General features: G+C 59.5%; 15 protein-coding genes. 12 read left to right on the top strand and 3 right to left on the bottom strand.

Going from position 1 to position 15,416, the window contains the following annotated elements:
- Positions 1 to 10 precede the first annotated feature (10 nt).
- The 5 genes from Enr8_RS19490 (at position 11) to Enr8_RS19470 (ending at position 5,839) form a co-directional block, all read left to right on the top strand.
- Positions 11 to 319 (top strand): putative quinol monooxygenase, encoded by a 309-nt coding sequence (locus tag Enr8_RS19490; protein WP_146434690.1) that lies wholly within the window; start codon positions 11 to 13, stop codon positions 317 to 319.
- A gap of 6 nt (positions 320 to 325) precedes the next feature.
- On the top strand, positions 326 to 1,396 hold the full coding sequence (locus Enr8_RS19485; RefSeq protein ID WP_146434688.1) for an XdhC family protein: 1,071 nt from the start codon (positions 326 to 328) through the stop codon (positions 1,394 to 1,396).
- Positions 1,383 to 1,997, top strand: coding sequence for a nucleotidyltransferase family protein (locus Enr8_RS19480; RefSeq protein ID WP_146434686.1), 615 nt, complete (start codon positions 1,383 to 1,385; stop codon positions 1,995 to 1,997). The genes Enr8_RS19485 and Enr8_RS19480 overlap by 14 nt, the downstream gene beginning before the upstream one ends.
- Positions 1,998 to 2,267: 270 nt before the next feature.
- A complete protein-coding gene (locus Enr8_RS19475) occupies positions 2,268 to 4,895 on the top strand; it encodes a hypothetical protein (RefSeq protein ID WP_146434684.1) in 2,628 nt (875 codons plus the stop codon).
- An 11-nt stretch (positions 4,896 to 4,906) separates the two neighbouring features.
- Entirely contained in the window at positions 4,907 to 5,839 is a 933-nt protein-coding gene (locus Enr8_RS19470; RefSeq protein ID WP_146434682.1) for an ABC transporter ATP-binding protein, read from the top strand.
- Positions 5,840 to 6,186: 347 nt separating this feature from the next.
- Here the strand turns inward: Enr8_RS19470 and Enr8_RS19465 are convergent, their stop codons facing one another.
- Positions 6,187 to 6,720 (bottom strand): hypothetical protein, encoded by a 534-nt coding sequence (locus tag Enr8_RS19465; protein WP_146434680.1) that lies wholly within the window; start codon positions 6,718 to 6,720, stop codon positions 6,187 to 6,189.
- A gap of 282 nt (positions 6,721 to 7,002) precedes the next feature.
- On the opposite strand from Enr8_RS19465, the gene Enr8_RS19460 reads away from it, so the two are divergent.
- The 3 genes from Enr8_RS19460 (at position 7,003) to coaD (ending at position 9,063) form a co-directional block, all read left to right on the top strand.
- On the top strand, positions 7,003 to 7,635 hold the full coding sequence (locus tag Enr8_RS19460; protein ID WP_146434678.1) for a hypothetical protein: 633 nt from the start codon (positions 7,003 to 7,005) through the stop codon (positions 7,633 to 7,635).
- Between the two features lie 88 nt (positions 7,636 to 7,723).
- Complete coding sequence (locus tag Enr8_RS19455) at positions 7,724 to 8,392, top strand: hypothetical protein (RefSeq protein WP_146434676.1); 669 nt, start codon at positions 7,724 to 7,726, stop codon at positions 8,390 to 8,392.
- A gap of 167 nt (positions 8,393 to 8,559) precedes the next feature.
- Positions 8,560 to 9,063 (top strand): pantetheine-phosphate adenylyltransferase, encoded by a 504-nt coding sequence (gene coaD / locus Enr8_RS19450; protein WP_146434674.1) that lies wholly within the window; start codon positions 8,560 to 8,562, stop codon positions 9,061 to 9,063.
- Here the strand turns inward: coaD and Enr8_RS19445 are convergent.
- Entirely contained in the window at positions 9,060 to 10,094 is a 1,035-nt protein-coding gene (locus tag Enr8_RS19445) for an alpha/beta hydrolase family protein (protein WP_146434673.1), read from the bottom strand. The genes coaD and Enr8_RS19445 overlap by 4 nt on opposite strands.
- A gap of 25 nt (positions 10,095 to 10,119) precedes the next feature.
- Entirely contained in the window at positions 10,120 to 11,265 is a 1,146-nt protein-coding gene (gene tatC, locus Enr8_RS19440) for a twin-arginine translocase subunit TatC (protein WP_146434671.1), read from the bottom strand.
- 281 nt (positions 11,266 to 11,546) lie between these two features.
- Here tatC and Enr8_RS19435 point away from each other — a divergent pair, with 281 nt between their 5' ends.
- From Enr8_RS19435 to Enr8_RS19420, 4 genes are all read left to right on the top strand, one after another.
- On the top strand, positions 11,547 to 12,515 hold the full coding sequence (locus tag Enr8_RS19435) for a type I phosphomannose isomerase catalytic subunit (protein WP_146434669.1): 969 nt from the start codon (positions 11,547 to 11,549) through the stop codon (positions 12,513 to 12,515).
- 194 nt (positions 12,516 to 12,709) lie between these two features.
- A complete protein-coding gene (locus tag Enr8_RS19430; protein WP_146434667.1) occupies positions 12,710 to 12,982 on the top strand; it encodes a membrane or secreted protein in 273 nt (90 codons plus the stop codon).
- Positions 12,983 to 13,113: 131 nt separating this feature from the next.
- Positions 13,114 to 14,529 (top strand): pseudouridine synthase, encoded by a 1,416-nt coding sequence (locus tag Enr8_RS19425; protein WP_146434665.1) that lies wholly within the window; start codon positions 13,114 to 13,116, stop codon positions 14,527 to 14,529.
- Positions 14,526 to 15,407 (top strand): dihydroorotate dehydrogenase electron transfer subunit, encoded by an 882-nt coding sequence (locus tag Enr8_RS19420; RefSeq protein WP_146434663.1) that lies wholly within the window; start codon positions 14,526 to 14,528, stop codon positions 15,405 to 15,407. The genes Enr8_RS19425 and Enr8_RS19420 overlap by 4 nt, the downstream gene beginning before the upstream one ends.
- Positions 15,408 to 15,416: the final 9 nt, after the last annotated feature.

Genomic DNA, 15,416 nt, shown 5'->3' with positions numbered 1-15,416 from the left:
GTTGGCAATCATGATTCACGTAATCGCGACGATCGAGCTGGAGCCGGGCCTGCGAAGCCAATTTTTGTCGGCCTTTCACGATCTGGTCCCCTTGGTGCACGCCGAAAAGGGATTCATTGAATATGGTCCGACCATTGATGTCGACTCGGGCCTGAGCCCGCAGATTCCGCTGCGTGAGAACGTCGTCACGGTCGTCGAGAAGTGGGAGACGATCGAAGACTTGAAAGCCCATTTGGACGCGCCTCACATGGACGACTACCGCCGCAGGGTAGCCGATATCGTGAAGGGGATGGAAATCCAGGTTTTGCAGCCGGCCTAAGCGACCATGCGTGATGTACAGCGTCAATTTCGGATGGCGATCCAAAGTGAGCGGCCCGTCGTCGTTTGTCGACTGGTCGAGACCCGCGGCTCGACTCCGCAAAAGCCAGGCGCCACGATGTTGGTCTTCGCCGATGGCGATCAGGCCGGCACGCTGGGCGGCGGCTGCGTCGAGGCGGAAGTCCGCCGCGAGGCGCTGCGGATTCTCTCCCAGCAATCGCCTGAGTTGCTCACCTTTCAACTCGATTCCGACTACGGTTGGGACGACGGGCTGATCTGCGGCGGGCGGATGAAAGTGTTGCTGGATCCGGTCGGCGATGACGCGAGGGCTCGCACCTATTACGAACAATTGTTCGTTACGGCGGAGCAGGGGGGGACCGAAGCGATTCGGATCGACGGCGGATCGCACGAACTCCGTTTGTTTGACGCCGCGGCCGAGCCGGTCGGCGCTTTGCGAATCGTAGCGGATGCTGACGAGCAAACGATTGTCGCCGGGATCGAACCGCTCGACTGCAGGCCGCGCCCTCGCATCGAAAACGGTTACGCCTATCTACCCTATCCGCCTCGATGCCGCTTGATCATCGTCGGCGGCGGCCATGTTGGCAAAGCGGTCGCAGCGCTGGCGCAAGACGCCGACTTTGACGTCGTCGTTTGTGATGATCGCGGCGAGTATTTGACCGCAGATCGATTTCCGGGCGAGATCGAGCGGGTTGCCGGCAAGCTAGACGTGACCTTGCCGCAACTGGACATTGACGCTCGCGTTTTTTGCCTGATCGTCACCCGCGGGCACAATCATGACGAGGAGGCGTTGTCTCGCTTGATCGACCGAGGCGCCGCCTACGTCGGTATGATCGGTAGTCGCCGCAAGATTCGTTTGATCTACGACGACTTGCGTGAACAAGGAGTCTCCGACGATTCGCTCGCCGCCGTCTTTGCGCCGGTGGGGATCGATATCGGTTCGCAAACGGTGGCCGAGATCGCCATCAGCATCGTCGCTCAGTTGATTTCGGTCCGCAATTTGGGAGCGGCCCGCACGCGCGAGCTTGCCGATTTGAAGCTGTCGCATGGGCCGGCCTAGGTTTCGCAGCTTTGCGATTGTCCCGGCGGCGGGGCGCAGTCGCCGGATGGGGAGCGACAAGCTGCTGCTTCCCTACGAAGGCCGCCCGATCATTGATCGCGTGATTGACGCCTGGCGCGAAGGCGGCGTCGATCAGATCGTGGTCGTGGTCCGAGCCGATCACATGGCGCTGCGGGCTCACTTGCAAGATTCTGCGATCGAGCTGGCGGCCGTTTCTTCTCCCTTGCCAGAAATGGTTGATTCCGTCCGGGCGGGGCTGCGGCGCTTGGAAGAAAAATTTGCGCCCAAGGCGGGTGATGCCTGGATGCTGGCGCCGGCCGATTTGCCGACGCTCGACCCCGCGGCGATTCGAGAAGTGCTCGCCGCATACGATCCCGAGGCGGGCGAAACGCTTGCAGCAACCTACGAGGATCGCCGGAGTCACCCGGTTCTGTTTGCCTGGAGCAAGGCGCAACAAGTCGCCGCTCTGCCGCCAAGTGGGACGATTCGCGATTTGTTTACCGAAAATTCATGGCGCGGGGTGTCGATCGCTCAGGCTCGCCCCCGGGACGTCGACGTGCCGAGCGATTTGCCGCTGGGCGAAGGAAAATCGGAAAAATAGGGCAATCACTTTCGCCAACGGTGGTTCGGCTCTAAACTTTAACTGCCTGTTGAAAAATGCCATCGTGGCATTTTTCAACCTCGCCAGGCTCAGAGCGTAGCTCTTCGCGGCTCGCAAAATAACGGACTTACGTCGTTATTTTGGGATCGCATCCGTGCGATCATGCAGTCCGTCGAGAAAATCAACGGACTGTTAACCTGTTGCTGCGAACAACTTATCGTCTTATCCGCTGTTATCTGGAATTGATTCGCTTGTCCTGCGGAACCCAATATGCCGCTTTCTATCTCGCGTAAGTCTACCAAGCTCGCCTCTGACGCTCGCTGGAGCATGTCGTGGATGACGACGCTCGCGATCATGATTGGACTATCGCTTGTCGTCAGTCTGCCTGGTTGTAGCGGTTGCGTGCGAGATAAGACCAAGGAAGAGGAAGAGGCGGCCCGCAAGAAGAAGCAGGAAGAAGAGCAGAAGAAGGCCGACTTTGAACAGCCGGAGTTTCGCGCTCTGCCGTACGACGATCGCGGGCCTGGCAACTATATCAAGCCGGGGCACTGGGTCAGCGGCAGCATTCGTCTCAAAGCGAACGCATTCGACTATCGCGGCGAACTCTACTCGAAAACGACCAACCAGACCGGCGGATCGATTCCGCTGCCGGGAACCAGCTACTTTTTCTCGGCGACTAGGCCAATCGCGCTGGCGAAAGGGCAGGAGAGTTGGTCCGACGTCACCTACTATGTGCCGGAGGTCAACCAAGGGGGCGTCGGTTCCAGCAGTCGTTGGCTCATGTGCCGGTTGCAAGATCGAGGGGGCGGCGCGGTTGTTCAGTCGGAAGTATTGCCGACGCAGCCGATGCCCGCGCACCAATTCTACATGGTGGTGTTGGCCGCCAACTCGGACGACTACCAATTTCTCGGTTCGCTTGACACGGTCAAACCGTTGTCGGCGTCCATGGATCAAAACGAGTCGGCGCCCCACTATCGCGTCGTCATTCCCAAGATCATCGACCGCACGCCGCTGCCCGAGAACCCGCTGACCTGGACCAGCATCGCGGTCATCGTCTGGGACGATATCGATCAGCAAACGCTGACGACTTATCAGCAAGAGGCGTTGCTTGATTGGTTGCACTGGGGCGGCCAGTTGATCATCAGCGGTCCTGGTTCGCTCGATCGACTGCGGCTCAGCTTTTTGGCCGATTATCTGCCGGCTGAGTCAGACGGCGCCGAAGAGCTGGAGCCAGAACGCTTCCAAACCTGGAATGAGAAGTTCGTGCTCAACGAGCGGATCGACGGCAAACCAATGCGGTACGACCTGAAGTTGAGCGGCGCGCCGGCCCGCGGGGTAAAGCTGAAGCTGGCCGACGACGCCTACTACGTGCAAGACACCGGCGACCTGGTCGCCGAGCGTCGCGTCGGCCGTGGGCGAATCACCGTCACCGCGTTCCAGATGCGCGATCCGCGAATTACGAAACAGTGGAAGAACTTTGACAACTTCTTTAACGCGGCGATTTTGCGGCGCCCGGCTCGTCGCTATGAAGTGACCGACGTCGAATTTGTCACGACTCGCTGGAAAGACAGTCGGTTGCGGAATGATCCGCTGGCGGTCTCGCAGCTGCGATTCTTCAGCCGTGACGTCGAAAGCGCCGCCAATCGCTACGACCGCTACGACGGCCAGCAAACGGCGGACGCTACCGAAGGAGAACAAGGCCTGGTTCAGCAGGAACCGATCAAGAACGATCCGTCGCAGTTTGCAGCGCTGCCGCATGCGGGCTTCGCGGCGACCGACTCCGGCGTCGCCGCCTGGAATGACGAAAGCGGCGCCGCCAATGCGGCCCGCGAGTGTTTGGTGCAAGCGTCGGGGATCGACATTCCTGACGCGTCGTTCATCTTCCGCGTGACGGCGGTTTACCTGCTGTTCTTGGTGCCGATCAATTGGGCCTTTTTCCGTTTGATCGGCCGGGTTGAGTGGGCCTGGATCGCGGCGCCGGTGATTGCGATTGTCGGCGCCTTCGCGGTGATCAAGTTGGCGCAGCTTGATATTGGGTTTGCCCGCAATCGGACCGAGATCGGCATTCTGGAAATCCAGCCCGACTACCATCGCGCCCACATGGCCCGCTACACGTCGTTGTACACGTCGCTGTCGACGCGATATCACTCGGAGTTTGATCAAGGCTCGGCGCTGGCGCTTCCGCTGACTTACGGCCCCGGAAAAGGAGTGATCACCCGCTTTGGCGATTCGCCCTCGGAAGTCCGCTTCGATCAGGAAGGTTTGTCCGCTTCGTTGACCGGGTTCAGCGTAATGTCGAACTCGACCGGGCGGATGCATAGCGAATACATTTTGCCGCTGGCGCAAGATCCGGTTTTCTCTTGGAAGCCCGGCGAAGACGGCAAGTCGGCGGAAGTCGTCTATCGAGGCGAGCTATTGATCAAAGACGTGGCGGTGATGCGCCGCATCGGCAATAGTCCGAATGGAGCTTTGGAGGTCGCCTGGATTGGCGACATTGCGCCCAAGCAATCGAAGACGATTCGGTTCGAGCCGATGACCGATCCGTGGAACGTCTGCCCCGAGTGGAGCCAATCGAAAGTCTTTTCGCCCAACATCGGCCAAGACGCCGAGGTGAGCCTACGCAAGCTGCTGAATGTCGCCAAAGACGTACGGCATCTGCGCTCGGGCGACGTTCGCCTGATCGGCTGGACCGACGAAGATGTGCCAGGCGTCGAGATCACGCCCGAGGCGCCGCAGCGCGACTTGCGGACGCTGGTGCTTGCTCATCTGCAATACGCTCCGCTGCCCGATCCCGAAAGCGACGTCAACACGCGCCGCATCTTGGGGCAAGAGCCTGAGAAGGTGCTGCAAGATAGCGCCGACAGCATTGAATTGTTACCTGAAAGCGGACCCAACTAGATCGACCCCCTATGATCGAGCTGAAAGACTTCGGCAAAGACTACGGTACGTTCACCGCCGTCGAGTGCTTGAATCTGAAAATCGAAGCTGGCGAAATGTTCGGGTTTATCGGCCCCAACGGCGCTGGCAAAAGCACCAGCATTCGCTACTTGGCGACGCTGTTGAAAGCGACCCGCGGCGGCGGAACCGTCAACGGCTATTCGGTCGCCAACGAGCCGATGAAGGTGCGGCATAGCGTCGGCTACATGCCCGACAACTTCGGCGTTTATGACGGCATGAAGGTCTGGGAGTTTCTCGATTTTTTCGCCGTCGCCTATGGGATTCCGCGCACTCGTCGTAAAGCGGTGATCACCGACGTGCTGGAGCTGCTCGATTTGACGTACAAGCGCAATGACTTCGTCAATGGCTTGTCGCGCGGGATGAAACAGCGTCTTTGCCTGGCGAAGACGTTGGTGCATGACCCGCCGGTGTTAATCCTGGACGAACCGGCCAGCGGTCTTGATCCTCGGGCGCGGCTGGAAGTGAAGGCGCTGCTGAAAGAGCTGCGGAAGATGGGAAAGACGATTCTCATCTCCAGTCACATCCTGACCGAACTGGCCGACTGCTGCACCTCAGTCGGGATAATCGAACGGGGCCAGTTGCTGATGCACGGCCCGATCGAAGACGTCTATCGTCGCATCCGCAAGAATCGCATTCTGCAGATCAAGGTTATCGACAACTTCGACGCCGCGTTGTCGATCATTCGCAGCGAGCCGAGTTGCGTTGACGTCGATATCGAAGCCGATCGCAAGATGATCACCTGCGAACTGCAAACCGACGACAGCGGCGTTGCCGCGTTGCTCAACAAACTGCTCGCCAACCAGGTCCAGGTCCGCAGCTATGCGGAGAAAGACCCGACGTTGGAAGACGTGTTTATGATGGTGACGAAGGGGCTGGTGACGTAGTTCGTTGCGAGGCTAAATTCTTTACTAGCCCGCTGCGCGAGCGAGGCAATGCGGTAAGAAATGCCTAATGACTAAGAACTAATGTCTAACTGCCTGTTGAAAAATGCCATCGTGGCATTTTTCAACCTCGCCAGGCTCAGAGCGTAGCTCTTCGCGGCTCGCAAAATAACGGACTTACGTCGTTATTTTGGGATCGCATCCGTGCGATCACGCAGTCCGTCGAGAAAATCAACGGACTGCTAGTGCTAAGAAGCGGAGGTTCTTCCTCTTGTTTAGACATTAGTCATTTGCTTGCGACCGCTTTCCCTCGCTGGCGCAGCGGGCTAGTGTTGGGTTTGCCAGCGGTTCTAGCCGAACAACATCAACCCCGTGCCTCCTTCGTCGCGGCGTTCCCATTCGCGGCGGACTTCTCCCAGGCCGTAAGCGCACAGCTCGAACCGATCGCTCAGTTCGTCCAAGAGTTCGGCGCCGGGCTTGTCGTAGCCCGATTGGATTTCGCTGGCGGCGTGGTAGGCCCGCTTTCCTTCGGCCCAGTAGTTGACCAGGTGGTCCATGCGGTCTTCGCGGCGCATTCGCTTGAGCGCCTCGGGATAGACGCCGGACCAGAAGAGGATGAAATCGCCGATGTGCTGATGGACGTCGCGCTTGGCGTCGCCGAGGCGCGCTTCGGCTTCGATCATCATGTGGGCGACTTCGGTCAGCGGCTTGCCGGTCAGGCCGCGAATGCGAAAGACGACTTCGTTGTTAACGAAGCGGGTCAACAGTTCAGTCAAATAGTCGATCAACCTCGGGTTTGGCACCCCGAGCTTGGTATAGAACGTATGCTCCGTCACTCCTGCAAAGAACTGACGTACGCTGATGCTGCGCTCGTTGTCGCTCATGGCTCTCGGCCTCCAAGTCGCTATCGTTTTCGTTTGCCGCAGACAACCAATCGTGGCGCACGTAAACCGCAGAACGTCTGGGAAATGCCAGTACCTCAAGTATAGTTTCGATGTTTTTTCGGGGTCAAGTTCAACGAAAAATTCCAAAAATTCGCGTTGTGCGGCGAATAGCTCAGCAGCGCGACCGCTCGCATGGCTAGCGATAGACTGCAGCTAGCGTGGGAGGGTAGGATGTAGCTCCCCCCACTTTTGAATCACAACTGCCTTAGGAATTGACGCCGTATGTCGGACGCCGAAGAGGATCTCGTCCCCGCCGAAAGCGCCTCGCCAGCGAACAGAAAACCTGCTTTGCTGACCGCCCTGGCGATCGGCGGAATTCTGTTGGCGGTGATGAAGCTCGGTTCGATCGCCGCGACGCTGCCATGGTTGTTCGGCGCTCAGTCGGGGCAGACCAGCGGCCTGGGAAGCGAGATGCAAGAGCGGATGATCGAATATCAGCGGCTGATGGGAGAAGTGCAGCAACAATACGCGTTGTACCAGTTGCTGATCGTTCCCCTGTCGCTGATCACCGCGGGCCTGTTGTTTTGGGCGGCGCTGAAGGCGCTGAAACTGGCCGTGCGCGGCGATGTCTGGATGCGGCGGGCGGTGGTATCGGCCGCCATCGTCGACCTGGTCGGCGCGGCGGTCGCCGTCTTCGTGCAACTCGCCATGTACGACGCCATGCAAACCGCCTTTGGCGGGATGGAGCCTGACCCTGACAATCCGACGTCGCAGATCATGGCGGTCGCCATGCAGGCCGGGTTCTACATCGGAGTCGGGGGCAGCATTGGATTTATCGCGCTGGAGCTGGGTTACTACTACTTTGCCTATCGGTTTTTCGCGAAGCGGGAAACGCGGGCGTTGTTCGAACAATAACTTGGGGCGTCGCTTTGCAGGGTGAGACGAAATGGACCAACCAGAACCGAAAGTCGCAACGAGGTATCCTGAGCCAGGCGAAGAATTGGTGATTCTGACGCCCGAGAAAAAAATACGAAACGGCGCGCTGTTCTACGCGAAGTTGGGTAGGGGGCTCGCAGTCATCAACCTGATGTGTCTGGTATTGCTGGTGTTCTCTGGTTGCTTTGTGTCCAGCAGTACGTCCGACGACGGAAAGGTGTTGCCGGAAGCGATCGCGATCGAAGAAGGGATCGAGCAGGTCACAACCAAATATCTTTGGCGGATCAGGTTTCTCCAGGCTGCTGGATTTGCGCTCACGTGCAGTTTGCTGGTTGCTTGTCGAGCCGCGATACGGCTGCGACCGAGCGCCGCCAAGGCGATGAAAGTTGCGTTTTTGGCCTTCTTTAGTTTGACGCTCGTCGAAGCTGTCTACGGCATTCCGTTGATTATCGAAGCCCAGGAATCGGTCGGGACGCGACTAGGAGAAGTCAAGCCTCCCGGCAGCAGTGAACGCCGTCTCAGCGCGTACGCGTCAAACGCAAAAACGACGTCGCAATTCGACTGGCAGTCGTCGGCAAATACATTCTTCTTCTACTGGCAGATCATCGTGGGAACCATCGCTCTGTTGGAGGGCCTCTTTTTCTTGGCCGGGATTCGGTTCTTTTCCCGGCGTGACGTTCACGAATTCTACGAAGGTCAATTGCATCCAGGGGAAGACGATCTCCTGCCAGCCTAAATCGCATCGCATGGGGATCGAGCGATTCGATTCCTTTTTCGGGACCGAGGGCCAATCCTTGGTTTAATACGGCATGGGTTAGGTTACGATGTCACTTGCAGAAACTCGAATTTCCTAACGTGAGCTTCAGGTCGCCCGAGCGACGCCGCCCCTAAAAAGCCCCACCGATGTCTGAGAAAAATCCCAAATTCGCCGTCTATACCGGTTCGTTTGATCCGGTGACGCTCGGCCATTTGAACCTGATTGAGCGGAGCAGCCGCCTGGTCGACCGCTTGATCATCGGCATCGGTACCAACGACCAGAAGGTGGGGCTGTTTTCGCCGGACGAGCGGGTCGAGTTGGTCCGCCGCGTCACGCAGCATGTCCCCAACGTCGATGTGCTGCACTTCAGCGGTCTGGCGGTCGACTTCGTCCGGTCAGTGGGCGCCAGTGCGATGATCCGCGGCATTCGTCCGCTGACCGACATCGCCGGCGAGTTCACGATGATGATGGCCAATCGCAAGCTCGATCCCGGCATCGAGACCGTCTTTCTGATGGCGGACGAAGAGTACGGCCACGTCTCCAGCTCACTCTTAAAGCAGATCACGCCGCTGGCCGGCGACGAGCAGTTGGCGAAGTTCGTCCCCCGCGAAATCATCGCCGATGTCCGCAGCAAGATACCGTCCGCCTAGTCGGACGCTTTCGGCTGTTCGACCGCGTCGATGCGGCTGCGGATATGGGTCAGCACGTACGGAATGAAGACGACGCCCGAGTAGTGATTGGCCGAGAGCTGGACGTGATGTTCCGGCGCAAGGTGCGCCGCTGCAGCCAAGGCCTGGCCGTTCTCGAGCGGCACAACCTGGTCGTACGTGCCGTTGTAAAGCCAGGTTCGCTTGGGATCTAAGCGATGGGCGATTCGCAGCGGTTCGATCGTGTTGATCAACTCGACGAGCGCTTCCCCTTGGATGCCGGCCGCTTCCAGGCGTTTGCGAACTTCGGCCGCCTCGCGATGGCCATGGTGAATGATGTCATGCAGGTCGCCGCCAGAGAGAAGCAGGAAGACGCTATCGAAGCCATCGTCGAGCGCCGCCGCGTCGCTGGCGACGAAACCGCCCAAGCTGGTTCCTTGCACCGCGATATGATCAGCGTCGACCAGCGGCAGCGCCGCGACCGCATCCCGGGCTCGCCGTACATCGGCGATCGATTGCTTCATCCGAATCAGAAACTCGGCGCCATTCTTTTTCTCGCCGGGTACCTTCCGCAGGCCGTAGCCGGGAAGCTGAATCATGAAGGTGTGAAAGCCTTGATTGCGGAGTCCTTTGGCCATGACCTGGCCGACGGTCATGCCGCTGCCGGACTCATGCACAACGATGATCGCTGGCGCTTTCATCGCGTGGCCCTCTTCGTCTCGCGCGGCATACCACTGCATGGCGACGCGATCGTTGGTCGGGTTGCTGGTCGTCCGGGCGGACGGGAAGCGGACCAGGGCGTCTCCTTTCTCCTCAGCCGCCGCTTCGACATCGACGGCAAACTGCCCCCGCGGCCAGCAAAGTCCCTCCAGACAGGCCTTGGCGTCGGCGTTCTCTTCCTGGATATCGGCCAGCGTATCGGCGGCCGCAAACGACTCCCCAATCGCGGCCGACAGGTCGACCGCGTAAGCCTCGGTCGCACCGATCGTCAACACAATGAATAAGACTCGTGCTGCGAGCGTGCGAAACGACATGGCGAACTCGTTTGGCTTTCTAGGTTTAGCGAATCGGCGCCATCGGAGCCTTACGACCAGGCATCCAGAGGCACAAACCGATACCGCCAAAGTACAGCAGCGACAAGGGAACTGCCAGCAACAACATGCTGAGCGGATCGGCCGGGGTCAACAATGCCGAGAGGACGCAGATCACCAACAGGGCGATTCGCCAATGCTCGGTATAAGCTCTTACCTCGACAAGTCCGATCCGGTTTAGCAAAAGCATGACCAGCGGCAATTGAAAGCTAATCCCGAAGCCGAGCGGGAGCAAAAGGGCAAAGCTCATCCACTCGCTGATCCGCGGATCGGGATCAATGCCGAGCGACAGATTGAAGCTGAACAGGAAGTCGAGCACCGGGGCGAAGACGTAAAAGTAGGCCAGCGCGGCGCCGCCGAAAAACAGCCCCAGGCTAAACGGCAGGTAAATCCAGACATATTTTTTCTCGTGCGAATAGAGTCCCGCCGCGATGAAACTCCAGATATGCCAGAAGATACCCGGACTGGCGATAATGGCGCCGCAAACCAGGCCCGCCTTCAGCCAGATCATAAAGACTTCCTCGACCTTCAAAGCGGTCAGCGAGGTCTCGACCGGCTTCCAGGTGATCATCGGGACTGGCTGCGTCGTGGGAACGATCGCCATCTCTTCCAGGGCGTCGGCGGTCGTTTTGGGCTCGACCGAAGATGGGACGGCGTGCTCATTCCCGGGCGTTTCCTCTGGCGTCGTCTCTCCCTCGGCGGGCGTTTCGTCCGCGGGCTTCTCTGGAGCCGGATCGACCGGTTGGCTCTTCAGATCCGCAATTCGGCGGACCTCGGTCGGCTCGATGTAGATGATCTCCGGCGACCAGGTATTGTCGGCCGCGATTTTCTCAAGCCGTTCCTTATCTGTCTCGGTTAGCTCTTTACCCCCATTTTCGGCCTTCAGGCGTTCGGTCAGCCGCAGGAGGGTCCGTTTCTGGTTGTATTGGAGCAGCGCCTCTTTGACCGGTTTCTGGATCGCGTCCATCGCCTGATCGGCGACCAACAGGCCAATCGCCAGGCCGCAAGCGAGCCAGAGAATCGATTTGAACAAGGCGGAGCGGAGTTCTTCGAGGTGTTCCCCGAAAGTCATCGCCGACCCTTCGAACAGGTCATCATTGATCTTCTTCGCCATGGGTATTCTCCGGATATGAAATCCGTCTTTTGGTTGCGCAAGGGGATCGTCAACAGAAGATCAATAATGGGGGACCATCATCGATCCAAGGTGCGATTCGGCGCCGTAAGATACCGTCGGTTTGATTTCCGACGGCTTCAGGCCCTGACGGTTCAGGGGCGGGCGAGGAAGAACCACGGGTTTTATGCTAACATCGACCTGCGAAAATGACAACCAAGCGGTGCGTCCGGCCCCAACCACCGCTACAGCCGCTAAAAACGTCAACCCTAAGGATGGATGCGATGACGCTCGACTACCCGCTCCGGTTTATGCCGAAGTTCCGCCAATATGTCTGGGGCGGTCGGCGATTGGGAACCCAATTGGGCAAATCGATCGATGCTGAGGGGGTTTTCGCCGAAAGTTGGGAAGTCGTCGACCATGGCGAAGATCAAAGCGTCGTCGCCCACGGCCTGCTGCAAGGAAAAACTATGGCGGAGTTGGTTAGTTTATACGGCGACCAACTCTTCGGCCGGCACCCGGTCGCGCCGCAGTTTCCGCTATTATTCAAATTCCTGGACGCCAATCACGACCTTTCGATCCAGGTCCATCCGGATGACAAGCAAGGCGCGTTGCTCGATCCGCCCGATCTGGGCAAAACCGAGGCCTGGGTCATCATGGACGCCGAGCCTGGCGCCCGGATGTACGTCGGCCTGAAGGAATGGGTCGATCGCGACGCGCTCGCGCGGGCGACCGCCGAGAACCGCGTTGTCGAGCTTATGCACACCATCGAGCCGCAACCGGGCGACTGCGTCTTCATTCCGGCCCAGACGGTCCACGCGCTAGGTAAAGGTTTGTTGGTCGCCGAAATCCAGCAGTCGAGCAACACCACCTACCGGCTGTTCGACTGGAACCGGACCGACGCCGCCGGCAACTCTCGCCCGCTGCATATCGAGCAATCGCTGGCGACGATCGATTTCGCCAAGGGACCAGTTCCGCTGCAGACGCCCCAAGCAGTTGCCGAAGGGGTCGAGCGGTTGGTGGAGTGCGACAAGTTCGTGCTCGATCGAATGCGTCTGGGTCAGTCGCGTCAAATTGGCGGGGACGAGCGGTTTCATATCGTTTCGGTCCTGGAAGGGATGGTTACGGTCGATCACCCGGCACATCCGCTGCAGCTGAACAAGGGAGAAACGTTCCTACTGCCGGCAGCCAGCGTGGCGGTGACGTTGGCCCCAAGTGGACCGGCGACGCTGCTGGACATGTACCTGCCGTAAGATTCTTCGGGGTGACGTTGCCATGTCTGCGTGGCAATGAATGTGTTCCGCTCGTGTGCCACTGCTGGCTTGTCCAGCAGTGGCACACGATGTCAACCAATCAGGACGTTTCCTGCTAGCACAGATTCCTCTTTCGCCAGGTTGGCGAAGCATCTACACTCCTCGCTGATTTCTATTGGAGGAGTTCCTACGCCATGCTGACTTTCCGACCGAAAACGATCGCCCTGCTGACCATCCTGGCGGTTTCGCAGTGCGCCGGTTGTTGGCATCTGAAGCAGACCCCGTTGTTTGATCCTGGCACCATGCAGCAACAACAACAGCGGGCGATGGCGTACGATCCCTATACCAACAATGACCTCGGTCCCGAGGTCCTGGGGGGGCGTCCTCGCGATTTTGATCGTCCGTCCGCCGAGGCGGTGCAGAACGACCCGGCCAATTTTGGCGCCAACGCGGCGTTTCTGCCGTAGGGCGGCTCGCTTGGGGTGAATTGCTGGTTGTGCTCCGGGCGAATCCTCGATTTCGCGGATCACCGCGGCGCCTGTCCGTGCAGTGCGGCAGCGGATAAACTGGGGGTTTTGCCCCTTCCGCTCAAACCGCCATGACCCCAAAACCGACTGAATCTGACAATCCGGCCCCCGGCCGCCTGCAGCGCCTGCACAAGGTGTTGGCGTTTGCCGGCATCGATAGCCGTCGGAAATGCGAGGAAATGATCCAGGAAGGGCGGGTCGAAGTCGATGGCGAGTTTGTGACCGAACTCGGCATGAAGGTCGATCCGGACCGGCAAGAAATCTTGGTCGACGGCCAAAAGCTGAAGTTCGGCAAGCGAATCTACTACATGCTGAATAAGCCGCCGGGCGTGCTGAGCACCAATTTTGATCCCGAGGGTCGAACCCGCGTGATCGACATGGTGCCGCAAGACGTCCGGCTGTTCACGATCGGGCGGCTCGACCGCGCCAGCGAAGGGCTGATCGTCGTCACCAATGACGGCGAACTGGCGAACCGCCTGGCCCATCCCCGCTATGAAATCGAAAAGACCTACCGGGTCGAAGTGGCCGGCCATCCCGAGCAATCGGCGTTGTCGGTGGTCCGCCGCGGCGTCTACTTTGCCGAAGGTTTCGTCAAACCGGTCAGCCTGGTCATCAAGCGGAAGAACAAACAAAGCACGTCGCTGGAGATCATCCTCGACGAAGGGAAAAATCGCGAAATTCGCCGCTTGATGGCCAAGATCGGCCACAAAGTGCTGCGGCTGAAGCGGATCGCGATGGGGCCGCTGCGATTGGGCGAAATGCCCGATGGCGCCTTCCGCGAACTGAAGGCCGCCGAGGTGAAGGCGCTTCGCGACGCCGCTTTTGGCGGGCCCGGCAGTAAGCCGAAGAAGAAGCAAACGCCCCGTCCGCCGCGTGACGAACAGGGATCCCGCGGCGAACAGCGGCCGCGCGACGAGAGGCGAAAACCGTCGACTACCGGCAAGCCGAAACGAAAGCAGAGCGGTCCCGCCGCCAAAGAGGAGCGTCCCCGCAAGTACGGCAAGACGATTGGCGGCGACAGCGGACCCTCGTCGTACGGCAAGTCGTCAGCGCCGCAGAAGCGACGTGGCGCGGACAAATCAGACCGCCGACCGGCGAAGGGACGTGGTTTCTCCGAAGCGTTCGGCGCAGATGATGACGACGATGACGAAGGCCGTCCGATCTCGGAACTTGGCTGGTTCTCCGGCGGAGACGAACGTCCGGCGAAGAAGAAGGCCGCGCCAAAACGAGCCGGCGATCCGCCGAAGAAGAAGTTCTCGAAAAAGGGAACTGGTTTCAAAGGTGGTGCGAAAAAGGGGGGACCCAAGAAAGGGGCGCCCAAAAAGAAGAAGACGAGCTACGGCCAATCTTCGCCCGAAGAAGGAACGAAGGGAGGTCGCAAGGCGAAACGCGGAGGCGTCCGGACCAAGTTCGTGAAGAACCCCGACGCGAAGAAGCGTACGACATCGAATAAGCCCAAGAAAAAGAAGACGAAGCGCCGCAAGTGAACGACAACTGCAACCCGCTCCACGCTCCGTACTACGCCGACCAGGCGACGCAATTGACGGCTGAAGTCGTCGAGAACGTCCAATTGGCCCGCGATACGTTTCGCGTTCGTTTCGCCTGTCCCGAGTTGGCGGCCCGCATCACGCCGGGGCAGTTCGTCATGCTCCGTCTTGCTGACATGCAAGATCCGCTGCTCGGCCGCCCGCTGGCAATGTACGACGTCTATCGCGACGACAGCAGCGCTGCGGTCGGGATCGACGTCGTCTACCTGGTGCATGGCAAGATGACCAGCAAGCTCTCGACCTTCAAGCCGGGCCAACGGCTGGAAGCTTGGGGGGCGCTTGGGAATGGTTTCCCTGCCGAAGAGGTCGAGCACCTGATCATGGTAGCCGGCGGCATCGGCCAAACGCCGTTTGTCGCGCTCGGCAAAGAGTATCTTGGCCGCCAGGCGTACGGCGATCCGGCGCGACAAGGCGCCGCCGCCGGCAAAGTGACGATGTGCTACGGCGCACGTTCGGCCGAATACCTGGCCGGCGTCGATGACTTTCGCGCCTGCGGCATCGACGTCAAAATCAGCACCGACGACGGATCGGCCGGGCATCATGGCTTGGTTACCGACCTGCTCAGCGAGACGCTCGACCAGTCGACCGCCGGCGTGCAGATCGCCTGCTGTGGACCCGAACGCATGATGGAATCGGTCAGCAAGATCGCCGCCGAGCGCAACGTGCCGTGCTGGGTCTCGCTCGAGACGCCGATGGCTTGCGGCATTGGCATCTGCTTCACCTGCGTCGCCAAGGTTCGCCAGGACGACGGCAGTTGGGACTACAAACGGACCTGCGTCGAAGGCCCGATCTTCTCGGCTGAGAAAATCGAGTGGTAACGACCTGAC

The sequence above is a fragment of the Blastopirellula retiformator genome (assembly GCF_007859755.1).
GTDB lineage: Bacteria > Planctomycetota > Planctomycetia > Pirellulales > Pirellulaceae > Blastopirellula > Blastopirellula retiformator.
Note: the sequence above shows the minus strand (reverse complement) of the source record. Positions and strands in the feature narration are given on the sequence as shown.